This is a genomic window from Paenibacillus oleatilyticus, assembly GCF_018998565.1.
In the GTDB taxonomy this organism is placed as follows: Bacteria; Bacillota; Bacilli; order Paenibacillales; family NBRC-103111; genus Paenibacillus_G; species Paenibacillus_G oleatilyticus.
This window is the reverse complement of sequence record NZ_JAHNZO010000030.1, coordinates 1-23,704: the sequence shown is the minus strand read 5'-3', so window position 1 is coordinate 23,704 and position 23,704 is coordinate 1. Positions and strand designations below refer to the sequence as shown.

The window sequence follows — 23,704 nt, the reverse complement described above, 5'->3', positions numbered from 1 at the left end:
AAACGGAGCGCTTCCATGGTTCGAATCGTGGAGGCGCTCCGTTTTCTCAAATGAATTCATCAGCTGTCGTTCGGGCTCTGTGCGTTCCATTCGTCCGCAAGCAGGCTGTATACGGCCAAATCGATGTAGCGGTCATATAGCTTCTGAGCGCCGCGGGCGACGCCTTCCTGCGTAAAGCCGAGCCGCTCGGGAATGGCGCGGCTTTTGGTATTCTCGGTGCCCGCCATAATCTCGACCCGGTGCAGCTTCAGCTCACCGAACGCGTAATCGATCATCGCACGGCAGGCACGGGTCATGATCCCCCGGCCCTGAGCGGAGGCGGCCAGCCAATAGCCGATGGCCGTCTTGCGGTTCATCCAGTTGAGCGAATGATGGTCGATCACTCCGCACAGCTTTCCCTCTGCAAGAATGCCTGCGGTTATTCCTTCGCCCTTGGCCCACTTGTGCCGGGCGGATTCGATGAATCCGCGGCTGTCCTCCTCCGTCTGCGTCATGTCGATCCAAGGCATCCATTCCCGCAGATAGGCGCGGTTGTCGTCCGTCAGCCGGAATAGCTCTCCGGCATCCCCCGGTTCGAGCAGCTTCAGTTCCAATTGCGAATCAATGCGGTATTTAAACACGGTTGCAGCTCCTCTCCGCGGCTTTCGGCGGGGCTATTTTTCCTGCTCGAACAAAGACAGGAACGCTCCGTAGCCTTCTTTCTCCAGATCGGCCTTCGGAATAAAGCGGAGCGCCGCGGAGTTGATGCAGTAGCGCAATCCGCCTTGATCTTTGGGGCCGTCGGGAAAAACATGGCCCAGGTGCGAGTCGGCTTTGCGGCTGCGGACCTCCGTCCGGATCATGCCATGGCTGTAGTCGGGTTTTTCCTGCACAAGGGGCGGTACGACGGGCTTCGTGAAGCTCGGCCAGCCGCAGCCGGAGTCGAATTTGTCCAGTGAGCTGAACAGCGGCTCGCCCGAGACGATATCGACGTAGAGCCCTTCTTCCTTATGATCCCAGAATTCGTTGCGGAACGGAGGCTCGGTGCCGTTCATTTGCGTCACTTCCCACTGCATCGGCGTCAGCTTGTCTTTCAGCTTCGCTTTGTCGGCGGGCGTATTCCAATGCCGCTTGATGAAATCGTCGCGTCCCGACGCCTTGCGGTACGAGTTGTAGCGCAGCGGATTGGTTTTATAGAAATCCTGATGGTAATCCTCCGCAGGGTAGAAGACGGAGGCGGGAAGAATCGGCGTTACAATCGGACGGTCGAAGCGGCCGCTGGCGTCGAGCTCCCGTTTGGACGCTTCCGCTTTCTGCTTCTGCTCCTCCGTATGGTAGAAGATGGCCGTCTGGTAAGACTCCCCCCGGTCGTGGAACTGTCCGCCCGCGTCGGTCGGGTCAATCTGCTGCCAGAACAGCTGAAGCAAATCTTCGTAAGGGAAGACGGCCGGCTCGAACGTAATTTGCACGGCTTCCAGATGTCCGGTCGTTTCGGAGCATACTTCCTGATACGTCGGGTTTTCCTTATGACCGCCCGTATACCCGGATACGATCTTAACGATGCCCGGCAGCTCGTCGAACGGCTTGACCATGCACCAGAAGCAGCCGCCGGCAAACGTGGCCAGCTCGGTCGGTTGTTGACTCATCGGATTCACCTCTTCGATAAAGTTGGGGGAGTGATGTCATGTTCATTCGTATATACTATTATACTGCACGCAGGCAAGTGGTCCAAATCGGAGGGAGAGGCGGACGGCTGCGGAACGGACTGAGGCTTGAGGAAATAACGGGAGAGGGAGCTGCGGGACCGGTTTCCGCGGACATAAAAAAGCGGTCCGTTTGGACCGCCCAGATCAACAAGCTCGCTTGAGTCACCAAGCTTTTTATGAGTTTGCATTGGTGAGCACGGATCATATTTCTGGTTGCCCGATTTCCGGGGCCTATTTTTGCAAATAGAGGAAGCACGATGCGTTAAGTGGAACATTCGAAGCGGCTGCGGGGTATAGCGGAACTGCAATCACTTAACCGTGTCGAAAAATGTTCATATTCCCCAAAATGAGGGCGTTAGCGCACCACAGGTTATCTATTTCGGGCAGATGGGCAAATCCGCATCCAATAGCGCACCTGCGGTTCTCTAATGCAGTGACCGGCAAGCTGAAGCCGATTTTGTCGGGCCTCGGTCCGGTCGGACTGCCCATCTTCGGATTATTTCGCGGCTACCGACGATGCAGCCAGCGCGGTAACGACCCGGTCGCCAACCTCCGAGGTGGAGGCGGTGCCTCCCATATCCGGCGTCAGCGCCACACGCTCGACCATCACCTGCTCCACGGCTTGCAGCACGGCTTTGCCCCAGCGTTCCTGGCCGAGAAAATCGAGCAGCTGGCTGGCCGACCAGACGGCCGCAAGCGGATTCGCGATCCCGCGTCCGGCGATGTCGGGCGCCGACCCGTGGATCGGCTCGAACATCGACGGATACGTGCGCTCGGGGTTCACATTCGCGCCTGCGGCGAGACCGAGCCCGCCGGCGATGGCCGCGCCGAGGTCGGTCAGAATATCGCCGAACAGGTTCGACGTGACGACGACCTCGAACCGCTGCGGCTGCTTGATCATGAACATCGCCGCGGCGTCGACCAGATACGAGTACGTTTGGACATCGGGGTAGTCCCGGCCGACCTCTTCGAATACCTGGTCCCAGAACACCATCGAATAGTTCAAGGCGTTGCCTTTGCTGATGCTGGTCAGCGATTTGTTCAACCGGCGGGCGGTTTCGTAGGCGTACCGGATAATGCGCTCCGTCCCTTTGCGCGAGAACACACCGGTTTGCAGCACGACTTCCTCCGGCTTGCCTTTGAACAGCCAGTCTCCGGCGCCCGCATATTCGCCCTCGCTGTTTTCGCGGATGACGAGCATATCGATGTCCGCTTTGGAGGCGTCTTTGAGCGGACAGGGGGCTCCGTCCAGCAGCTGAATCGGACGGATGTTGACATATTGATCGAATTCCTTGCGGATGCGCAGCAGCAGGCCCCACAGCGAGATATGATCCGGAACGCCGGGATAGCCGACCGCACCCAAATAAATGGCGTCGAACGAACGAAGCTTCTCCATGCCGTCGTCGTCCATCATTTTGCCGTGCTTCGCGTAATATTCGCAGCCCCAAGGAAAGGTGACGAACTCGAAGCGAAAGGAGGCGTCGAGCTCCGCCGCCCGGTTCAGCACCTTGACGCCTTCGGCGATCACTTCGGGACCGATCCCGTCGCCGGGTATGACCGCAATGCGATATGTTTTCATGTGGTTATCCCATCCCTTCCTTGTCCGCACGCGGCTATTCGTCCAGATTAACGACGACGGTTACGGTTTCGAGCATTTCCTCGATAGCGTAGGCAGGACCTTCCCGTCCGATGCCGCTTTCCTTGACGCCGCCGTACGGCATTTGGTCCGCGCGGAAGCAGCAGGTATCGTTGATAATGACGCCGCCCACTTCGAGCAGATGCGGAATTTGATAAGACAAGGAGAGGTTGCTTGTGTAAATGCCTGCTTGCAGCCCGTACTTGGAATCGTTGACCAGACGGATCGCTTCCTCGATCGTATCGAATGTCGTCACCGTGACGACGGGAGCGAACACTTCTTCGTCGACGACCTTCATGCCCTTGGAGGCGTTCGTGATGACCGTCGGCTGGAACAAACTGCCTTGGCGCGTTCCCCCGGTTAAGACGTTGGCGCCTTCCCGTACCGCTTCGTTGACCCACGCCTCGATGCGCTGCGCTTCCTTCTCGCTGATCATCGGCCCGACGTCCGTAGCGGGATCAAGCGGGTCGCCGACCTTGAGCTTCTCCACATGGCCGAGAAACGCCTTCATGAACGGCTGGGCCACGTCCTTATGGACAAAAATGCGCTGCACGGAGATGCAGATTTGCCCGGCATGGGCGAACGCCATCTTGGCCAGCCGCTCGGCGGCCTTCGCTACATTGCCGTCCTCGTGGACGATGGTTGCCGAGTTGGAGCCAAGCTCCAGCGTCGCTTTTCGCAGGCCGATCGTCTGCTTGATATGTTTGCCGACGCCGGGGGAGCCGGTGAACGTGTAGTACGTAATCCGCTGATCGTGCAGCAGCTGCTCGCCGACCGTTGAGCCGTCGCCGACGACGCACTGGACGTACCCGGCAGGTATGCCCGCCTGCTCCAGCAGCTCACATAACTTGAGCGCAACCGCTGCGGTATCGGAAGCGGGCTTGATCACGATCGGATTACCCGCGGCCAGCGCCGGGGCGACCTTGTGCGACACCAGATTGAGCGGGAAGTTGAACGGCGTAATCGCGCAGACGACGCCGACCGGCTTCTTGATCGTATAGATGAAGCGGTTGCCGACACCGGGCGTCGCCTGCGTCGGGACAATGTCGCCCTTCAGATGCTTCGCTTCCTCTGCGGCGAGCAGGAACGTGTTGGCCGAGCGGATGACCTCCACCTTGGCGTCGGTAATTGGCTTGCCGCCTTCCTGCGCGATGATCCGGGCAATCTCGTCCGCTTGCTCCCGCAGCAGAGCGGATACTTTGGAGAGCACGGTATAGCGGTATTCCGGCGTAAACGGCACCTTGCGAAAGGCGCGCTCCGCCGACTCGACGGCCAAGGATACCTCGCGCTCACCGGCTTTGCAGACCTGCAAGAACAGCTCGCCCGTATATTTATTGTAGATGGGATGAACGTTTTCCGTTTCCACCCATTGTCCTCCGATGTACAGCTTTTGTTTTGCGGTTGCCGTTTGCATAGCGAAACCCCCGTTCGTTAGTGTGATTTGGCTTTGTGCAGGTTGCAGCCCGTTTTTTTCTCAATCCACCGCAGCAGGAAATCGATGCTGACAGCCAGCAGCGCCGCGGGGATGGAACCGGCCAGTACTTTGACGTCGTCGGTCGTCGCGATGCCGCGGTAGATCATCTCGCCGAGACCGCCCGCGCCGACGAAGGTGGCGATCGTTGCCACCCCGATAGAGATCACGGTGGCGACCCGGAATCCGGCCATCATGACCGGCATCGCCAGCGGGAACTTCACTTTGACGAGCAGCTGCAGGTCGGTCATGCCCATTCCTTTGCCGGCCTCGATCAGGTGCGGGTCCACGTTGCGCAGTCCTTCGTACGTATTCTGAATAATCGGCAGAAACGAATAGCAGATCAGCGCGATGATGGCGGTCGTATAGCCCAGACCGAAAAAGATCATGACGATAAGCAGCAGCGCGATCGACGGTATGGTTTGCACCATGTTGACGAATACTTGAATCGTTTGGGCGATTGTGCGGTTGCGCGTCATGAAGACGGCAAGCGGGACGCCGATGGCGGCAGCCAGCAGCACGCCGCTCAGGCTCATATACAGATGCTCCAGTGTCAGCTTCAGGAGCTTATCCCAGTCTCTTGCCATCATCTCGAACACGCCGGTGAACGTTTGCATGAGGCTTCACGCTCCTTACGATTTCAGTAATCCTTTTTGCTTCAGGAAATCCTTGGCGACTTGCTCCGGCTCCACCTTTTTTACATCGGCCTGATAGTTGAGCTCGGTCATCGTTTTCGTATCGATCTGTCCCGCGAGCTTGTCCATGATTTCCTTGATTTCAGGATGCTTCTTCAACGTATCGTTGCGGACGACGGGGGATGCCTGGTACGGCGGGAAAAACTTTTTGTCGTCCTCCAGCGTTTTCAGATTGTATTCCTTAAGCCGCGCATCGGTCGAGTACGCGAGCACGATGTCCACGTCTTTGTTGCTGACGGCTTTGTAGACGAGTCCGATCTCCATCGGGGACGTTTTGCCGAATTCGAGGCCGTACGCCTTCTTGAAGGCCGGGTAACCGTCAAGCGTCCGCTCCAGCCAGGCGTTGTCGGTGCCCAAACGCATTTCTTTGGCATGGGAAGCGACATCGGATACTTTATTCAGCTTCCATTGATCGGCCAAATCCTGCCTCACGGTAAGTACGTACGTGTTCTCAAAACCGTAGGAGGGGAACCACGTTTGATCGAATTTCTCCTGAATGCCTTTCTGCACCATAGCGAGGGCTGCGGCGCTATCCGCAGGCATTTCCTTCACGCCGAGCGTGCCCGTCAGGTCCGTGCCGACGTAGCGGACGGCCGAAATCTGGATTTCGTTGCTTTTCATCGCATTGACGATCACCGGCGTGGAGCCGAGCCCCGTCACGATTTCCGCCTGCAGCTTCCGGTCCTCCATCATCAGCTTGATCATATTCGCAATGATCATCTGCTCGGAGGTCGATTGCGAGCCGATTTTGATCGTTTCTTTGGAAGAACAGCCTGCAAACAGCCCGGCCGTTAACGTCAGCGCCAACAAAAGCCCCATCGTCTTTTTCATGATGAATCCCCCCATATGAGTTTTAAGGCTTGCGCAACCCTTTGGGCGTACACAGGTGTTGGAAACGCTTGGTGATAAAATCCGCAAGCACGGCGAGAATGGCGGCCGACACAGCGCCGGCAACGAGCATGTCCTGATTGGAGTTCGTAAGCCCGGTGAACACCAGATACCCGATCCCGCCTCCGCCGATCAGTGAAGCAAGCGTCGCCCAGCTGATCGTGTAAATCGCAGCTGTCCGAAATCCTCCCATAATGACGGAGATGGCGAGCGGAAGCTCGACTTGGAACAAAATTTGCAGGTCGGTCATGCCCATGCCTCTTGCGGCTTCTTTGGTAGCCGGATTGACTTCCCGGATACCCGTATACGTGTTCTGGAGCATCGGCAGGATCGAATACAGGAACAGCGCCATAATGGCGGGAAACGTGCCGATGCCGATGAGCGGAATCATGAAGCCGAGCAGCGCAAGGCTCGGAATGGTCTGAATGACGTTCACGACGCCGATGACGTAATGGCTTGCTTTCTCCTTGCGGGTTAGCAGGATACCGAGCGGTACGGCCACGAGAAAGCCGGCGCCTACCGCTATTGCGGAGATATACAGGTGCTGCCAGATGACCGCCAAAATATCGGCGTATCGCTCGGCGACAAAGGCGAGAAACTCGTTCATGCTTGCCGTCCCCCTTTTTTTGTCAGGAAATGCCCGGCTGAAACTGGATGACGTCGTGGCTTGTATGCGGTGGAAGACTGGTGCTTTGAATCGGCGTTTTTAACCGCTTCGGACCGATGAAATCGGTTACAAAATCGCTGGCAGGACGGTGCAAAATGTCCGCAGGCTCCCCGAGCTGCACGACGACGCCGCCCTGCATCAGACAGATGCGGTCCGCGATCTTCAGCGCCTCGTCCATATCGTGAGTGACGAAGACGATCGTCTTGTGGATCGCTTTCTGCAGCCGGACGAATTCGTCCTGCAGCTGCTCGCGGCTGATCGGATCGAGCGCGCTGAATGGCTCGTCCATCAGGATGATCGGCGGATCGGCCGCCAAGGCCCGGATGACGCCGACCCGCTGCTGCTGCCCGCCGCTGAGCTGAGCGGGGTAGCGGTTCTTGTACACCTTCGGGTCGAGCCCGACCATGTCGAGCAGCTCGTCGACCTTCTTCTCGTAGGCGGCGGGGTCCATCTTTTTCAGCTTCGGGACGAGCGCCACGTTTTGTCCGATCGTCATGTGCGGGAACAGGCCGATCTGCTGGATGACGTAGCCGATGCCGCGCCGGAGCTCGACCGGGTCCTGCTTGGAGATGTCCTGGCCGTTAATTTCGATCGTACCGGAGGACGGCTCGATGAGCCGGTTAATCATCTTCATGGTCGTCGTCTTGCCGCAGCCGCTTGGACCGATCATGACGAACAATTCGCCGCCGTGTATTTTAAGGTCCAGCTGCTTGATGATCTGGTGGCCGTTGTACGTTTTGGACACGTTTTTGAAAGCAATCATTCGATGTCTCTCCCTCCTCAAAGTTTTGCGGATCGAAGATTCGCAAAACTGCGTCGTAAGCATAAGCTTCGTTTTGCGAAGCAAAACTACTTCGTAAGCATAGGCTTCTTTTGGCGAACGCTCCTCTTACAGGTCCAAGGCTTCCCGCACCAGCTGCGCAAAATGATGCACGCCATGCTCCGTCGGGGAGCAGATGCCTTGACTGAACGCGCGGGACTTGAAGCCGATCTGCTCCAGCTCGACAATCTCCACGTCTTCCTTGCGCACTTGATCGGTGAAGGCGAGCAGCTCCTTTTGCTTCTCCGTCGGCTCGTCGCCTTCAAGAAATACGGTGTAGACGCCGAGCGTCGTCTCGTGGTCGACCGGGAACATCTGGATCGCAGACAGGTTGCCCGGCCCCGGATAGACCGTATACATCACGTTCGGCCATATCCAGTAGAAGCGGCCTTCCTTCACTTCGGCGTCGTCGTAATCGCTGCGGCTTTGCTTGACAGACGAGCCTTGAATGTTGCAGTACGGACCGTTGATGATGTTGTATTTGCTCATGTCCAGCGTCGCCACGAAGCCGGGATGGGCAATCGGACAGTGGTCGCACTCCAGAAAATTATCGATGAACGCCTTCCAGTTGCATTTGATGATCCGCTGCTTTACCTCGTGCTTCTTCAGCTTGCCGAGAAATCCGAACTGCCCGATGTCTTCGAAAAAGTCGGCGTAGGTTTCGGCCAGCGGCGCTGCGTTCTCGTCCAGATTGACGAAGATGAGCGAAGCATGCGTCTCCACCCGCACGGACTTCAAGCAGTGGGCCCCGCTGCAGAAATTGTCCGACTCTTTGAAATTCGGGGCCTTATGAAGCTGACCGTTCAATTGGAACGTCCAGCCGTGGTACGAGCACTGCAAAATCTTTTTATGACCGGCCGCTTCCTTCTCCAGCTTCGTGGCCCGGTGCGGACAGACGTTATAGAAGGCGCGCAGCGTGCCGTCCTGGTCGCGGACGACGATAATCGGCTCGCCCGCGGCCTCACAGGTGAAGTAATCTCCGGGCTTTGCCACCTGACTCGTATGTCCGACGTAATTCCATGCCTTCGAAAATATTTTTTCTTTCTCCAACTCCAAAATGCGAGGGTCCGTATATAAGTAGTAAGGCAGCGTAGGCAAAGCGCCTGTGTGGGAAACCGTCGATTTCTGCAGTGTCATGTCAGATACCCCTTTCGAATGTCCGTGATTTTGTGCCATGGCATCCGGCCTTGGCGGAACTTGCATACGCTTACAAGATAGCGCTTTCAAAACGGCGGTGATATAATATACCCGTACCCGCCTCCAGCGATCGCCGGGCTTCCGTCCAAGCCTCTGCCGGCGTTTCGCTTTCGTTTATAGTTATAGCAAGTTCCGTGCCAACCGCAAAAAGCCCGGGAAACAGAGGGATTCATGCTGTCCCATGTGTTAAGCTGCTGCAATATTGAGTCGTTTTTGACTCAACTGAGTTGTTTCTGACTCAATACTATCGAATGGAGGAGAACGCCGAATGTCAAACCCGACGCAGCCCATCGAACCGATTCAGATCAGCCATGACACGCTGCAAAAAATATTGGACAACTCTTCGGATGAAATCTTCGTCGTCGACGGCAGTCAGCGCATCGTCTATGTCAATCATGCCTGCGAGCGGCATTACGGACTCAAGCCGGCCGAGGTGATCGGCCGCAATACGATGGAGCTGTTCGAGGAAGGGTATTGGACGCCTTCCATTATTCCTCCCGTATTCGAGCGGAAGAAGACGGTCACGATGAAGCAAACGACGTACCTCGGCGGCGAACTGATCACGACGGCAGTGCCGATTCTGAACCAGGCGGGCGACATCGAGCTGGTCGTCATCAATTCCAAGGAGCTGCAAAATTACAAGAGCCTGGAGATCAAGGACGCTCAGACGGGACAGCCCGCCGATCCGGACGCGCCCGAAGCGAACTTAATAACGAACAGCGAGAAGATGGAGAGCGTCATCAAATTTTGCAAAAAGATCGCAAGCGTCGATTCGACCGTGCTGATTCAAGGTGAATCCGGTACGGGCAAGAGCGTCCTTGCAAAATATATTCATAAAATGAGCCGCCGCAAAAAAGGTCCGCTGCTCACGATCAACTGCGCGGCGATTCCGGAGGAGCTGCTCGAATCGGAGCTGTTCGGCTATGCGCAGGGCGCGTTCACCGGCGCGAGTAAAACAGGCAAGGTCGGCCTGATCGAATCAGCGGACAACGGCACGCTGTTTCTTGACGAGGTCGGGGAAATCTCGCCGAAAATCCAAGCGAAGCTGCTGCAGGTGATCCAGGACCATGAGTTCATTCCGGTCGGCGGCCGTGAGACGAAAAAGGTGGACATCCGCATCATTGCGGCCACCAACCGCAACCTGTACGATATGGTGCAAAACCGGCAGTTCCGGGAAGATCTGTACTATCGGCTCAACGTGATCGATATCAAAATTCCGCCGCTGCGCGAACGCACGAAGGACATTATTCCGCTGACGTATTATTTTCTGCATAAATTCAACAAGCAGTACGGCGTCAACCAACTGATTTCGCAAGCGACGCTGGACATTTTCTCCGCATACTCCTGGCCGGGCAACCTAAGGCAGCTGGAAAATTTGATCGAGAAGCTGGTCGTCACGACCGATTCCGTCATTGAAGCGTCGGACCTGCCGGAGCACATGCTCCAGCATACGAAGGCCAGAACGCCGTCCGCTTCGCTGCCAGCGGCGCTGGACGATGCGCTGGCGGAGGTCGAAAAGCAGCTCGTCACGGCCGCGTACCAGAAGCTGGGCAGCACGCGCAGAGTGGCCGAGCATTTGCAGATCAGCCAAACGAAGGCTGCCCGCCTGATCCGCAAGTACGGCGGCTCCTCAGGCGAGCCGCCGTACTAATTGCGATCCGGTCACGCCTGCGTCCGCAGCCGGGAGGACAAGAGGTGCATCTCCTCCCGGTATTTCATCACCGTCCGCCGCGAAATCCGAATCCCTTCCTGCACGAGCAGATCAGTAATCTTCTGGTCGGACAAGGGGCTCCGTTTATCCTCCTGCTCGATCAGCAGCTTGATCTTCGCCTTAACGCTTGCGGCCGATGCCGCGTCGCCTTCCTCCGTCTGCAGCCCCGCTGAGAAAAAATAGCTCAGCTCGAAAAATCCCTGAGGCGTCTGCACGACCTTGTGCTGCACGGCGCGGCTCACCGTTGATTCGTGAAGCTCCAGCTTTTCCGCTACCGCCTTCAGATTCATCGGCTTCAGCCGATCGATACCTTCCGTGAAGAACGCCGCCTGCTCCGAGACGATGCACTCAATGACGCGGCAGAGCGTCCGTTTCCGCTGCTCCACGCTGCGGATCAGCCACTGCGCGGCCTGTTCGTGCTGGCGCAAGTAGCTTTTTGTATCTTTACATATGCTGTCGGCAAGCATCTGCCGATAGGACATGTTCAGCGAGAGACGCGGCAAATGGGCCTCGCTCATCCGGATCACAAGCTGCCCCCGCACGCATTCGATGTAAGCGTCCGGTTCGACATAGGCGGCGTGCGTGCTGCCGTACAGCAGGCCCGGACGGGGATGCAGGCTGCGGATATAAGCGAGCGCTTGCATGACGTCGTCCAGCGGAATGCCGAGCTTATCCGCAATGGTCTTGTGCCGTCCGGCGCCGAGATCGGCCAGATGACGGCTGACGAGCGGCTCCGCCCAAGGATGCGCGCCGGGGTCTCTGCGAATTTGCAGCAGCAGACACTCCTGCAAATTTCGCGCGCCGATGCCTGCCGGGGCGGCCTCTTGCAGCCTGTAAAGCGCTTCCAAAACCTCGTCGGCGGAGACGCCGAATACTTCGCCCGCTTCTTCCGGCGAGATCGTGACATAACCGTTTTCGTTCAAATTGCCTGCCAAATAACATGCGATCCGGTGTGTCGGCTCGGGCAGCCCGATCAGGCGAAGCTCGCCGAGCAGCATTTGCTCCAGTGTCGGAGCCTGCCCGCCGATGTTGTTCAGCGCATGGTCCTGCCGCGCCGCATCGGACCCGGAGGACCGGTTTCGCGACGGGGGGAGCCACTCGATGTCGAGGACCGGATTTTCCACCGCTTGCTCCTGCAAATATTCCGATAATTCCGTGGCAGACAGCTGCAACAGTTGAATGGATTGTCTAAGCTGCGGTGTCAAATGAACCTTCAACGTCTGCACTTGGGTTAGAGAGGGACGCAATGACATTCGGATCACCCGCTTCGTAAATAATTCGTATGTGTGATCTATTATACAGCACCTGCGGGTGAAAGTTTTAGCGTAATTTTTTCCCTATCCGCTTTATTCGAGTTTTTTGGCCCAATACCCGCCTGAAAATTGCATCGGCTCATAGGAAAACAGGAACGCCTTCGGATCAAGCTCAAGGATCGTCCGCCGCAGCGCGCCGTATTCTTTACGCTTGGCGACGATCAGATACAGGCTGCGCATGCCCTGCGCGCCTTCGCCCGCCCAGACGGTGACGCCGTAGCCCTTGGCCCGCAGCGGCGGCGCCAAATCGCGGCCATATTCCGACACGACCTGCAGCGCGATGTAGCCGAGCGCGATTTTTTGCTCGATATACATCCCGAGCAGAATGCCCGCGCCGAAGCTGACGCTGTACACGATCAGCCCGAGCGAAGACTCCGTGTAATTCAGCACCAGCGACAACCCGGAAATATAGATGAAAATTTCGAGCGTGCTGATGGCGGAAGCCAGATATTTTTTTCCTTTAATCATCAGGACGACGCGGAAAGAGTTGAGTGCGACATAAGCAATCTGAACGACGGCCATCAGCACATAAATCATGAGAATCCCTTCTTTCGCATAGTTGTTCAACCGGATTCAAGCAAGAACGGTGCCAATGAACCCGGAGCGGGATGTCAGGCCGAGCTGGAAGATGGAGGGCGGACGGAGCAAGCCTTTTTTTTAGTTTGTCCAGAGGATGCTTGTAACATGGGTTAACGTGGAAGAGACGCCTGCGGTGTGGCCAGAAAGTAAAAAGATGGGCTTGCCCCAATGCGGAGGGGGAACCCATCTTTTCTCATGTTCAGATCTGGGAAGATACGGTCGGCTGCTGTATGCGCGGCTTCGGCTTCCCGGCGAAGGAGAAATACGTCCACATGCGCAGCAGCCGCTCCATCGGTCCGAAGGAAAACCGTTTCACGTACCAGGCGCTGGCGAAGAGCTGCATCAAATAAATGGCGACCGCCAGTCCGCAGCCGACTGCGACGCCGAGCTTGCCGAACAGGCCGAGACCGTATCCGTAAAAAATCGACGTGCAGATCGCCGACTGCATCAAATAGTTCGTCATCGAGAGCTTGCCGACCGCTTCGAACCGCCGCAGCCAAGGCGACTTCTTCGCAGCCGAGCAGAGCAGGGCAAAGCCGAAAATGTAGCCAAGCGCCAAGATGCTGCCGCCAAGCATCTCGCCAATTCCCGCCCAGCCGAACTGAGGAAACAGGGGCTTCAGCGATTTCAGCAGCAGTCCCGCCGGCAGGAAGATCAGCATCCCCCTCAAATAAGCGCTCCGCTCGCCGGCCGGGTCTGCGAACCACCGCTTCTTCGCGGCGTACATCCCGAACAGAAACATCGGCCCGGTCAACAACGGGGCGAGCAACAGCATGAAAAAGATCATGAAGCCGTTCATCCCGAACGGGTCCGACGTCTGCCGGTGATGCTTGATTTGCTCATACGTGCCGGTTCCGTAGATATGGTTCGTGTCCTTCACGTACTGCTCCATGCGCGCCTTGTCCTGCTTCGCGGCCGGGTCGTCGGGAGCCTCGGGCGCAAGCCCAAGAAGACCGAACAGGGACAGCAGAATCGTTCCCCAGATCAGCAGCGTCTTCGCTTTCCGGTTCATAAAGATCAGCAGAAAAAAGCCCATCATTCCATAAAAAGCCAAAATGTCGCCTTCCCACAAAAAGGTGGAATGCAGGATGCCGAAGCCGAGCAGCATCAGAAACCGGCGGACCAGATGCCTTCCGGCTTTCAGTTCCTTCGCTTCCATGCTCTCCTTCATCTTGATCATGCCGAACCCGAACAGAAACGTAAAGATCGGCATGAAGCTGCCCTCGACGAAAATTTTGACGAGCTTATGCACGACGGTATCCGCCGGGGACAACGCGAAAAACTGCAGTTCGTCCTTCCCCCAGATGCCGTATTGGAAGATAAGCATATTGGCCAGTAAAATACCAAGCAAGCTGAACCCCCGCAGCCCGTCAATGACGTGCAGTCTGTTATTCCCTTCTAGCAACGATATCACCTCGAATCGAGTATAGCACCGCCGGTTAAAGTCCGGCGAAAGCTATCCTTAACGTTTGCTTAACGCCTGCGCGGAAGTTTAGCCGGAATTAAGGTGCCTCTGGTACAATAAGGATGGAGGGATACGATGCTGAATCCAAAGATTTTAATTATAGACGACGAAACATCCATCATTCATTTGATCCGGATGGTGTTGCAAAAAGAAGGCTTCCGCCATATTTACACGGCGGGAACGGCGCAGGAAGGGCTGCGGCTGCTGGAGCGGCACGGAGCGGACATTATTGTGCTGGACGTCATGTTGCCCGATCAGACCGGGTTCGAGTTATGTCCGAAAATCCGGCAGATGTCCGATGCGCATATTATTTTTTTGACCGCCCGGACGTCGGATCTGGACGTATTGACCGGCTTCGCGACCGGCGGAGACGATTATGTGACCAAGCCGTTTAATCCGCTCGAAATTGCGGCCCGGATAAAAGCCAGGCTGCGCCGGAACAACGCTGCGTCTTCGCTGCGGGGGACGGAAGACTCCCGGAGCCGCTACGACTTCGGGCGGTTCGTGCTTGACGAGCAGGCAGGGGAGCTGACGGTGAACGGAGAGACGGTTTCCTGTCCTGCGCAGGCCTATCAGCTGCTACTGTATCTGTGCAAGCATCCGAATATCGTGTTCTCCAAAGCGCAGCTGTACGAAGCGGTGTGGGGCATCGACGGCATGGGCGACGACAATACGGTGATAGTCCACATTCGTAAAATCCGCGAGCGCATCGAGTCCGACCCGGGCGACCCCAAGCATCTGGTTACCGTTCGCGGGCTCGGCTACAAGCTGCTCAAGGAGCAGGACCGATGAGCAAGGTGAGGGGAAGGCTCGCCGCGCACTTTACCGTGCAGTTTTTTTTCCTGTGGATGTTCGTGCTGGTCACCCTGATTGTCGTTCTGCTGCTGGTCATCCGATTCTTAACCAACCAGGATTTGAAAAAGACGTTTCCCGTCGGGGCTCTGGACACCATCATTACGGAAACGGTCGAGAACGAGGAAAGCGTGACGATTCCTTCACACTGGACCGATCAGCTTACGGAGCGGGGCTACTGGCTGCAGGTCGTAGACGCGGAAGGAAAGGTCATCGGCTCCATCAATGCCCCGAATCGGCTCCCGGCGTTGTACGAGACCGCCGAGCTGCTGCAAATCGAAGAGAACGGGCGCTTCGATTCGTTCCGTGTCGGAACGAAGTTTAGCGGCGCGGGAAGCAAGCCGCTTCTATATGCTCGGGACGGAGGACCTAGGGCCCGCGAAGCTGGAAGCGTGGATTCGCGCCTATGGAGAAGCGGGACGGGTCCGGCAGGATGCGCTCCAGGAGCTGACGCGGCAGCTGGCGTCCGAAAACGCTTATGTGCAGATTATCGACGCTTCCGGCGCCATCGTGCAATCGGTCGGCGATTCAGCGCGCAAGGAGCCTTACCGGCCGCTTGAACTGATCGCGATGCGGGCGGAACCGGGCCTTTACCCGTCCGAGATGTCGTTTTATTATGACTCTTCCTCCGGGTATACGTGGATTTTGCATAAGGCCAAGGCAGGGCCGCCTTTTGCCAGTCAGCCGATTCTGCATGAAGTCATTCTGACGCTCGTCATCACGGGAGGCGTAGTGCTGCTGCTGACCTTCGTTTTCTCGGTGTGGCACGGCTACCGGTACGGCCAGCCGCTGCTGCTGTTCGTCGATTGGTTCGAGCGGATGGGACAGGGGCGCTATCAGGAAGCGCTTACGGAGAAAGACCGGAAGAAGGTGTTCCGCAAGAACGGCCGTATCCGTCTGCGCTACCGGCTGTACAAAGAAGTGATTGCAGGCTTCTACGAGATGGCGTCGCGACTGGAAGCTTCGGAGCGGGAACGCAGCCGCCTGGAGAAGACGCGGGAAGAATGGATGACCGGCATTTCTCACGATCTGCGGACGCCGCTCTCTACGATTCAAGGGTACGGACATCTGCTGGAAAGCGGGACGTTTGAGTGGAGCGAGCCGGAGCTTCGCGAGATGGGCAAGACGATTCGGGAAAAGGGCGATTACATGGTCGGCCTGCTCCAGGATTTTTCCCTGACCTTTCAGTTGAAAAACAAAGCGGTCCCTTTTCTGCTTGAGGATGTCGAGCTGAACGAGTTCGTGCGCCGCATCGTTCTCCGGTATGTGAACGACGTGACGATCGGGGACGTATCCTTCTCCTTCGAATGCGAGGAGGAACAGGCATTCACGGTGCGTGCGAACCCGAAGTGGTTTCAGCGTATGCTGGATAACCTGATCTCCAACGCGGTGAAGCATAACCCGCCCGGGACGCTCATTACCGTTCGTACCGGAAGCGAAGGAGCCGACGCTTGGATCGAAGTGGAAGATAACGGCGCAGGCATGGACGAAGAGACGATGCGCAATCTGTTCGACAGATACTACCGCGGGACGAATACGGAGGAGAAGACGGACGGCGCAGGGCTCGGGATGAGCATCGCCAAGGCGATTGCGACGGCCCATCAAGGCCGGATTGAAGTAACATCCCGGGTGGGCGAGGGGACGGTCGTCCAGGTACGGCTTCCGCTTGCGGAACACCCGAAGGCTTGATACGAAGAGGAGGAGAAAGCCATGAAAACCACAGGCTTGCGGCTTGCTTACATGTGCGCCGTGCTGAATGCCGTGATTATCGGATTTTCGTTTCTGTTCACGAAGCAGGCGCTGGAATCGGCCGATCCGCTGGATACGCTCATGTTCCGCTTTCTGCTGTCGGCGGTCGTCATGTCCGTTCCGGCGGCCATCGGTTGGATCAAGCTCGACTACAGCAACAAACGGATCAAGGACGTTTTGCTGCTGGCGGTATTTTACCCTGTCGCGTTCTTCGCCTTTCAAGCGTTCGGGCTGGTGCACGCCGGTTCCGCCGAAGGCGGTATTCTATACGCCTTCACGCCGGTCATCACGATGCTGCTGGCCTCTTGTTTTTTGAAGGAGCGGACCAATGCGAAGCAGAAGCTGTCGATTTTTCTGTCCGTATTCGGGGTAGTCTTCGTCTTCGTCATGAACGGCAGAGCGATCGATGTGAGCAACATGAACGGCTTGCTTCTGCTGTTCCTGTCCTGCGTCGCCTTCGCCGGATACAGCGTTATGGCCCGTTCGCTCTCGAAGCGGTTCAGCCCCTGGGAGCTGAGCTTCGTTACGACATGGCTCGGCTTCGGCGCGTTCTTGCTGATTTCGCTCGGCAAGCACGGGATGGACGGAACGCTCGGCAAGCTGTTCGAGCCGCTCGGCAGCGGCCGTTTTCTCGTCGCAATTGTATATTTGGGCGTGCTGTCCTCGCTGGTGACCTCGCTCTTGTCCAATTACGTGTTGTCCAAGATGGAAGCGTCCAAAATGAGCGTTTTCTCCAATCTCGGGACGGTCGTCTCGATTGCGGCGGGAGCGCTGGTGCTCGGCGAAACCGTAACGGTCTATCATCTCGTCGGCTCGGTGATGATCATTGCTGGGGTGATCGGGGCGAACCGTTTCGGCACGAAGCGACAAGCTCCGGGCCAGCCTGCGGCTTCCGGCAAGGGAGAGGAGGACCCGTACCGCGCATGACGGACGAATGAACATAGGACGGCCCTCGTCTCTATAAGAGAAACGAGGGCCGCCTTTGTTCTACAGCTTAAATTCTTTCACAATACTTTGCAGATCCTCGGCCATTTTGGCCAGGGATTCCGAAGAGGAAGTTACTTCTTCAATGGAAGCCAATTGCTCCTGCGTGGAAGCCGAAATATTCTGGGTTCCGTCCGCAGACTGTCGAGCCACCTCCGAAATTTCGCTAACCAATTCAACAGCTTCTCCGGTGCTGGACTGCATTTGCCGTGCATATTCCGTAACGTTTTGAATCTGGATGGTCACTTGGTTGATGGACTCCCGGATCAGATCGAACGATTTCCCGGCTTCGTTGACGACTTCGATGCCGAGGCTCACTTCCTTGGTTCCCTGCTCCATGGAAGCGACGGCGTTCTGCGTCTCGTTCTGGATCGTAGAGATAAGCTCCCCGATCTGTGCTGCGGATTGGGACGACTGCTCGGCCAGCTGCCGGATTTCATTCGCCACTACGGCGAAGCCTCGTCCATGCTCTCCGGCGCGCGCCGCCTCAATAGCGGCGTTCAACGACAGCAGATTGGTCTGCGTAGCGATGCCGGAGATGACCTTGGCGATATTTTCGATTTCGGTCGATCTCGCGCCCAAGCTTGAAATATTGGCGGCAATTGCGTTGACCGTCGTATTGATCGATTGCATCTGCCTGGTGACGGTTTGAATGGCCTGATTTCCTTCCGTGGCTGCCTGCAGCGTGTGCTGGGAAGAATCCGTCACCTGCTGGGCATTGGCCGCCACCTGCTGAACGCCGTTCGCCACTTCCGTGATGGCATTGACGCTGGCCTCGACGCCTTGCATCTGCCGGTCCGTTCCGTCGGCCATCTGCTCGATGGTCAGAGCAATAAGCTGCGTCGCCTTGCTTGTTTCCCCGGCATTCACCGACAATTGCTCCGCCGAAGCGGCAACCTCCTCTGCGGTCAGCGTAACCTGGGAAACGAAGGTGTGCAGACTCTCCACCATGGTATTGACCGACTGGGCCAATTGTCCCACTTCATCCTGCGTGCGGATTGGCAAAGGCTCGACCTTTAAGTTCCCGTCGGCAACCCGCTTGGTAACGGCGGCCATCTCCGCAATCGGTCTCGAAATTTGTCTGCCCAGCAAATAAGCCACCACAACAACCAGAGCAACCACGATCAGCAGGATGATCAGGACGTTCTGCTCGATCTTCGAGGCTTCCGCCGTGATCGTTTTTACCGGCAAATGAAGATACAGGCCGTACCCCGTCTGCGCAATTGGGGAATAGGCGACCATGTAGGTTTTGCCGCCGTCGGTGTAGGTGGTCGAGCCCGCTTGCTTGTTTCCGACTTTCAGAATATCCGCCAGCAGCGGCGAGACGCCGGAATCGGCCACGCTTTTGCCGACGAGCTCCTTCACGGGATGCAGCTGAATAATTCCGTTGGAATCCACGACAATCGGATAACCTTCTCCGTCATTGATCATTAGCGGCTTCACGTATTTATCCATAAAGCCCTCGAAATTGACAAGTCCGGTAAGCACGCCAATCACCGCGTCGTTAGCGTCTTTAACGGGTGTGGCTACAATAATGGAGCGTTTGCCGGTCGTTTTGGCCAGCAATACCTCGGTGTACGTCGATTTTCCTTGCAAACCGTTTTTGAAAAACGGTCTTTCCCCCAAATTAACCCCGATGCTGGCTTCGATGGTGTCGGCCGTTACGATGCCGTTAGGAGAAATAAAGGTGTTGCCGTCGAACACTTTGGTGCTTTCCGTAAAGTTTTTGATAAACTTGGTCTTCGCCGCCGCATCGTTCGACCGGATATCGGTCGTGGAAGCCAATATTTTCACTTCGGACATACGTTCGGATATGTATTGATCGATCAGCGTCGCGGTGCTGACCACCAGCTTTTCGTACGATTCGGACTGCTTCTTGATCAATTCCGCCGAGCTCGTCTTGGAAATATAATAGGAAATCGACAGGACCGGCACAAGCGATACGATCAAAAACCAGGCGATCATTTTATTTTTCAGCTTTTTGCTGAACCACCCGGTCAGCTTGCCGAATTGTCCGGCTTGCGTCTGCGGCTTACCATGTTCCTCCATCATCTCATCCTCGCTTACTTCGGTAATTTTGCGCAGGCTTGCTGCAAAGAAAAAACGGACTGCTGAGCATAGAGTCGGCAGTCCGTAAGACGGTTAGTATCCGAGTGCCGCCCCTTCACCGCGCGGGTCGGCTCCGCCAAATTTCACGTTCGTTTCCGGATCAATCAGAATGACTCCCGATTGCCCGACCGCATCAGTATAATCGTCTATCATTTTGACAGGATGACCGCGACGGATCAGCTCATCCTGAACGCTTTTCGAAATGCGCCCTTCCAGCTTCAAATCGTTGGAAGAAGATCCCCAGTTGCGTCCGTGCAGCCAACGAGGCGCTTCGATCGCATCTTGAACGGGCATGCCGAAATCGACGATGCGGGTAACAAGTGCAGCTTGCGTCTGCGGCTGTCCTTCGCCGCCTTGGGTACCGTAAATCATGTACGGCTTGTCGTTTTTGAACAGCATCGCCGGGTTGATCGTATGGAACGAGCGTTTTTTCGGCTCCAGGTGGTTGACTTCCTTAGGATCCAAGGAGAAGTAGCTGCCCCGGTTCTGAAGCAGAACGCCGGTGTCCTTCGCCACGATCCCCGAACCGTAATCGAAGTAATGGCTTTGAATCAACGATACGGCATTGCCTTCTTTGTCGATGAAGCCCATCCAGGTCGTATCGCCCTTCGGATCCATCGGCACGACGTCGGCTGCGGCCTTGTTCATATCGATACGTTTCGCCATTTCTTTGCCGTGCTCAGAGGAGAGCAGGTAATCCACCGGAATGTCGGCAAATTTCGGATCGGTCAGCCACTTGTTGCGGTCCGCGAACGCTTGCTTCGTCGCTTCTACGATCAGGTGGTAGTACTCCGGCGTCCCTTCGCCCAAGCTTTTCACATCGAAGTTGTTCAAAATATTCAGGATCGAAAGGGAAGCAATGCCTTGCGAGTTCGGCGGAACGTTGTATGCCTTATACCCGCGGTAGTCCGTCGAAATCGGCTTTTGCCACTCGGCTTTGTAGTTCGCAAAGTCGTTCAAGGTCAGCAGCCCGCCGTTCGCTTGCACGTCCTTGACGATTTTCTCGGCGACATCGCCTTTATAGAAGCCGTCCGCGCCTTTTTTGGCAATGACCTTTAACGTTTTGGCCAAATCCGGCTGCTTCATCAGCTCGCCTGCTTTGTACGCCTGTCCGTCAGGCTTCAAGTAGGTTTTGGCCCAGCCTTCGAAACGCTGCAAATGCTTCAGTTCGTCATCCTTCGTATCCAGATTGACGTTGGTCCAATATACCTGATTCGGCGTAACGGGGAACCCGTCTTCCGCATATTTGATCGCCGGTTTGAGCAAAGAACGCCAAGGCTTGCTGTTGCCGATCTCTTCGTCGGCGTAATTGTACGCTTCCCACCAGCCGGAAACCGTGCCCGGTACCGTGTTAGCCGACAAGTAGCCTCTGGAAGGGATTTTGCTGTAGCCCTGGCTTTTATAGTAATCGATGGTCGCTTTCTCGCTCGAAGGACCGCTGGCATTCAACGCTTTTAACTCTTTCTTTTTGGCGTTGTAGATCAGCCAGAAGCTGTCTCCGCCGATGCTCGTGTAATGCGGATAAATAACGGCCAGCGTAGCCGCTGCGGTGATGGCTGCATCTACGGCGTTGCCGCCGTCCTCCAGCACCTTCAAGGCCGCTGCCGAGGCCAGATAATGTTGAGTCGTGACCATTCCGCTAGGCGCCATGGTCGTCGGACGGTTTGCAGCTCCGGCGCTCGAAACCGTAGAGAGGCATAATGCCGCGACGGTTCCCAAAATAGCCATTTTCTTCTTGCTTGCTCGCATTCGTTTTCCTCCTCTTCGTTGTCTAGCAGATTTTGTTCGCCTGTCAAAAGAGAGCGGAAAAGCAAAAAAGGAGACAGAGCTATGTCGTCACCTTTGTTCTTATCCTTGATGACAGGTAGCTGGCTGGCATAGCCGCTATAGGATAGCAACCTTAGCCCCTCTAGTTTTGCGTCCTATTCTTTCGAATAGTTTGCCTTTTTCATGTTAAAAGGATCGTATGGAAAATTCAGCCTATGGCCTTGTAGGAAATATACACCATTTTTCCTAGTCCGGCAATTGTTTTTTTTGTAAAATTCCTCACAATCAGACATATAGTTTGAAAAATCGACAAAATTGTCGAAATTCGTCGTATGAAAACCATTTCAGAAAACGGCAACAAGCGAAGCCCGCGGTGATCCAATCATCCGCAAGAGCTTCGCTCGATCGCTAAGGGCTGCACCCGCAGGCGCAGTACGTTTCCATGACTACGGACTTACAAAAACTTTTGGGCCGCGCTGCGCTCCTGATTTACCCGGATTTCATCGAGGTAGTTGTAGAGCGTAAACTTGGAAATGTCTAGGAATTGACATACCTTGTCGCCGGCTTTTTTCACGAGAAACGCGCCCCGGGCGTCCAAAAACTGCACCGCCTTGATCTTATCCTCTTTGGCCATATGGGACACGGGCTTGCCGATCGACTTCTGGCATTCCTGCAGCAAATAATCGACAAGATCGTTCACGTCGTTCACGAACACTTCCTTGACCTCCTGATCGAGGCTGTGCATGGTGAGCGACCGGATCGTATTTTCCGCCACGAGCAAATCCGAAATATCGAAGTTGATGCACAAAGCTCCGATCGTCTCGCCCTTGCCGCTCTTGATATACGTAGTCGACGAGCGCAAAATTTTGCCGTCCTTCGTCTGCGTGATATAGTTGTACCGGTCTCCGTCGGTAACCGTGCCGCGCAGCACTTCGAGTCCGAGGTTGCTGCCGCAGTCGCCGACCTTCCTTCCGGTAATGTGGCCGTTTTCGATGGCGACGATCGTGCTTTCATACCCCTGTGTCAAATCGTGCAGCACGACCTCGCATTTATCCCCGAACTGCGCAGCAATGCAGCGAAGCAGGGGAAGGAGGAAGCTGATCTCCTCTTTAACCGATTCCAATCCGTCTCACTTCTTTCCTTCAGTGTGCAAACCCGGTGAGTTTCAAAAAAATAGTTTGAGCACCAAAAAAGTTTTCTGTATCTTTAGTATCTTCGCAATCGGAAATCTTGTCAACCGAATTCGATAGCGGACAAACGGGCGGTCGGCGAATGTCTGGAAATAATTGTAGGCAGTGGCGTCGGGAAGGTATAATGAGAGGGAACGATCCTTTCACAGCTACGAAGGAGGCTGTCCTATGAATCACCGATGGTTGGAATGGGCCAAGCAGATTCAAGCAATCGCGCAGACCGGATTGGCGTACACGAAGGATGTCTACGATCGGGAGCGGTTCGAGGACTTACGGCAAATGAGCGTCGACATTCTGGCTCATTATACGGAGACGGACCCCGGAAAAATCAAGCTGACGTTCGCCAGCGATACCGGCTATGCCACGCCGAAGGTGGACATTCGCGGCGTCGTGTTCCGGGACGGGAAGCTTCTGCTGGTTCGCGAAAAGCACGACGGCGTCTGGGCGCTCCCGGGGGGATGGGCGGATATCGGCTTGTCGCCGTCGGAGGTTGCGGTCAAGGAAATCAAGGAGGAATCGGGCTTCGACGCAAAGCCTGTGCGGCTGCTTGCCGTGCTGGACAAGAAATTTCACGGGCATCCGCCGGAGCCGTATCATATTTATAAGCTGTTTATCCGATGCGACATTACCGGAGGGAGCGCCACGACCGGGGTGGAAACGTCGGCCGTCGGTTTTTTCGGCGAAGACGAGCTGCCCGTCTTATCGGTAGAGCGCAACACCGAGGCGCAGCTGCGGACGATGTTCGAGTTTCTGCGGGATCCGGACAAACCGGTCATTTTGGATTGAAGAGGGGCGGGAGCCCTGAGTTTGTCGAGAAACCCGCTTCGCGTAGAAATTCTCTGCATACGTCGGTGGGGTATATCCCTCCAGCCGCTCTTGAAACCCGTGAACTTGATTAGAATTAGCGGTATTTTCACGGGTTTCAA

Annotated in this window: 21 protein-coding genes, 1 pseudogene and 1 riboswitch; of the genes and pseudogenes, 7 read left to right on the top strand and 15 right to left on the bottom strand. The window is 56.1% G+C overall.

Annotated features, from left to right (window positions below):
- Positions 1-59: 59 nt before the first annotated feature.
- Both KQX66_RS28950 and msrA read right to left on the bottom strand, forming a co-directional pair.
- Positions 60-620, bottom strand: coding sequence for a GNAT family N-acetyltransferase (locus tag KQX66_RS28950; protein WP_216796378.1), 561 nt, complete (start codon positions 618-620; stop codon positions 60-62).
- A 33-nt stretch (positions 621-653) separates the two neighbouring features.
- Positions 654-1,625 (bottom strand): peptide-methionine (S)-S-oxide reductase MsrA, encoded by a 972-nt coding sequence (gene msrA / locus KQX66_RS28945; RefSeq protein ID WP_216796376.1) that lies wholly within the window; start codon positions 1,623-1,625, stop codon positions 654-656.
- 38 nt (positions 1,626-1,663) lie between these two features.
- On the opposite strand from msrA, the gene KQX66_RS28940 reads away from it, so the two are divergent.
- Positions 1,664-1,846: a hypothetical protein gene (locus KQX66_RS28940; protein WP_216796374.1), complete on the top strand. Its 183-nt coding sequence runs from the start codon at positions 1,664-1,666 to the stop codon at positions 1,844-1,846.
- 335 nt (positions 1,847-2,181) lie between these two features.
- Here the strand turns inward: KQX66_RS28940 and KQX66_RS28935 are convergent, their stop codons facing one another.
- The 7 genes and pseudogenes from KQX66_RS28935 to KQX66_RS28905 form a co-directional block, all read right to left on the bottom strand.
- Entirely contained in the window at positions 2,182-3,264 is a 1,083-nt protein-coding gene (locus tag KQX66_RS28935) for a tartrate dehydrogenase (protein ID WP_216796372.1), read from the bottom strand.
- Between the two features lie 34 nt (positions 3,265-3,298).
- On the bottom strand, positions 3,299-4,735 hold the full coding sequence (locus KQX66_RS28930; protein ID WP_216796370.1) for an aldehyde dehydrogenase family protein: 1,437 nt from the start codon (positions 4,733-4,735) through the stop codon (positions 3,299-3,301).
- Positions 4,736-4,752: 17 nt separating this feature from the next.
- Complete coding sequence (locus KQX66_RS28925; RefSeq protein WP_216796369.1) at positions 4,753-5,409, bottom strand: ABC transporter permease; 657 nt, start codon at positions 5,407-5,409, stop codon at positions 4,753-4,755.
- Positions 5,410-5,424: 15 nt separating this feature from the next.
- The gene (locus KQX66_RS28920; RefSeq protein WP_216796366.1) at positions 5,425-6,318 is read right to left on the bottom strand and encodes an osmoprotectant ABC transporter substrate-binding protein; all 894 of its coding nucleotides are present in this window, start codon (positions 6,316-6,318) and stop codon (positions 5,425-5,427) included.
- A 22-nt stretch (positions 6,319-6,340) separates the two neighbouring features.
- Positions 6,341-6,982 (bottom strand): ABC transporter permease, encoded by a 642-nt coding sequence (locus KQX66_RS28915; RefSeq protein ID WP_216796364.1) that lies wholly within the window; start codon positions 6,980-6,982, stop codon positions 6,341-6,343.
- Positions 6,983-7,028: 46 nt separating this feature from the next.
- A pseudogene (locus tag KQX66_RS28910) lies at positions 7,029-7,805 on the bottom strand (ABC transporter ATP-binding protein); the annotation flags it as partial.
- A gap of 126 nt (positions 7,806-7,931) precedes the next feature.
- Complete coding sequence (locus KQX66_RS28905) at positions 7,932-8,999, bottom strand: aromatic ring-hydroxylating oxygenase subunit alpha (RefSeq protein ID WP_216796359.1); 1,068 nt, start codon at positions 8,997-8,999, stop codon at positions 7,932-7,934.
- A 328-nt stretch (positions 9,000-9,327) separates the two neighbouring features.
- Here KQX66_RS28905 and KQX66_RS28900 point away from each other — a divergent pair, with 328 nt between their 5' ends.
- The gene (locus tag KQX66_RS28900) at positions 9,328-10,710 is read left to right on the top strand and encodes a sigma-54 interaction domain-containing protein (protein ID WP_127463015.1); all 1,383 of its coding nucleotides are present in this window, start codon (positions 9,328-9,330) and stop codon (positions 10,708-10,710) included.
- An 11-nt stretch (positions 10,711-10,721) separates the two neighbouring features.
- Here the strand turns inward: KQX66_RS28900 and rpoN are convergent, their stop codons facing one another.
- From rpoN to KQX66_RS28885, 3 genes are all read right to left on the bottom strand, one after another.
- Positions 10,722-12,023: an RNA polymerase factor sigma-54 gene (rpoN, locus tag KQX66_RS28895; protein WP_216796357.1), complete on the bottom strand. Its 1,302-nt coding sequence runs from the start codon at positions 12,021-12,023 to the stop codon at positions 10,722-10,724.
- A 93-nt stretch (positions 12,024-12,116) separates the two neighbouring features.
- Positions 12,117-12,620, bottom strand: coding sequence for a DUF2179 domain-containing protein (locus KQX66_RS28890; protein WP_084159616.1), 504 nt, complete (start codon positions 12,618-12,620; stop codon positions 12,117-12,119).
- A 241-nt stretch (positions 12,621-12,861) separates the two neighbouring features.
- Positions 12,862-14,067, bottom strand: a complete 1,206-nt coding sequence (locus tag KQX66_RS28885) for a DUF418 domain-containing protein (RefSeq protein ID WP_216796350.1) — start codon at positions 14,065-14,067, stop codon at positions 12,862-12,864.
- 135 nt (positions 14,068-14,202) lie between these two features.
- Here KQX66_RS28885 and KQX66_RS28880 point away from each other — a divergent pair, with 135 nt between their 5' ends.
- The 4 genes from KQX66_RS28880 to KQX66_RS28870 are packed head-to-tail and all read left to right on the top strand — an operon-like array spanning position 14,203 to position 17,655.
- Positions 14,203-14,919 (top strand): response regulator transcription factor, encoded by a 717-nt coding sequence (locus KQX66_RS28880; RefSeq protein WP_216796348.1) that lies wholly within the window; start codon positions 14,203-14,205, stop codon positions 14,917-14,919.
- The gene (locus KQX66_RS37570; RefSeq protein ID WP_253957505.1) at positions 14,916-15,539 is read left to right on the top strand and encodes a hypothetical protein; all 624 of its coding nucleotides are present in this window, start codon (positions 14,916-14,918) and stop codon (positions 15,537-15,539) included. Before KQX66_RS28880 ends, KQX66_RS37570 begins: the two co-directional genes overlap by 4 nt.
- A gap of 10 nt (positions 15,540-15,549) precedes the next feature.
- On the top strand, positions 15,550-16,668 hold the full coding sequence (locus tag KQX66_RS38035; RefSeq protein WP_306665898.1) for a sensor histidine kinase: 1,119 nt from the start codon (positions 15,550-15,552) through the stop codon (positions 16,666-16,668).
- A gap of 21 nt (positions 16,669-16,689) precedes the next feature.
- On the top strand, positions 16,690-17,655 hold the full coding sequence (locus tag KQX66_RS28870) for a DMT family transporter (RefSeq protein ID WP_216796346.1): 966 nt from the start codon (positions 16,690-16,692) through the stop codon (positions 17,653-17,655).
- 60 nt (positions 17,656-17,715) lie between these two features.
- Here KQX66_RS28870 and KQX66_RS28865 read toward each other — a convergent pair whose 3' ends face one another.
- From KQX66_RS28865 to KQX66_RS28855, 3 genes are all read right to left on the bottom strand, one after another.
- Complete coding sequence (locus KQX66_RS28865; RefSeq protein ID WP_216796344.1) at positions 17,716-19,761, bottom strand: methyl-accepting chemotaxis protein; 2,046 nt, start codon at positions 19,759-19,761, stop codon at positions 17,716-17,718.
- Positions 19,762-19,854: 93 nt separating this feature from the next.
- Positions 19,855-21,570: a gamma-glutamyltransferase gene (gene ggt / locus KQX66_RS28860; RefSeq protein ID WP_216796342.1), complete on the bottom strand. Its 1,716-nt coding sequence runs from the start codon at positions 21,568-21,570 to the stop codon at positions 19,855-19,857.
- A gap of 111 nt (positions 21,571-21,681) precedes the next feature.
- Positions 21,682-21,775: riboswitch (cyclic di-GMP riboswitch) on the bottom strand.
- Positions 21,776-22,042: 267 nt separating this feature from the next.
- Entirely contained in the window at positions 22,043-22,711 is a 669-nt protein-coding gene (locus KQX66_RS28855; protein ID WP_216796341.1) for a helix-turn-helix transcriptional regulator, read from the bottom strand.
- A gap of 235 nt (positions 22,712-22,946) precedes the next feature.
- Here KQX66_RS28855 and KQX66_RS28850 point away from each other — a divergent pair, with 235 nt between their 5' ends.
- Positions 22,947-23,564, top strand: a complete 618-nt coding sequence (locus KQX66_RS28850; protein WP_216796339.1) for an NUDIX hydrolase — start codon at positions 22,947-22,949, stop codon at positions 23,562-23,564.
- The last annotated feature ends 140 nt before the right edge of the window (positions 23,565-23,704 follow it).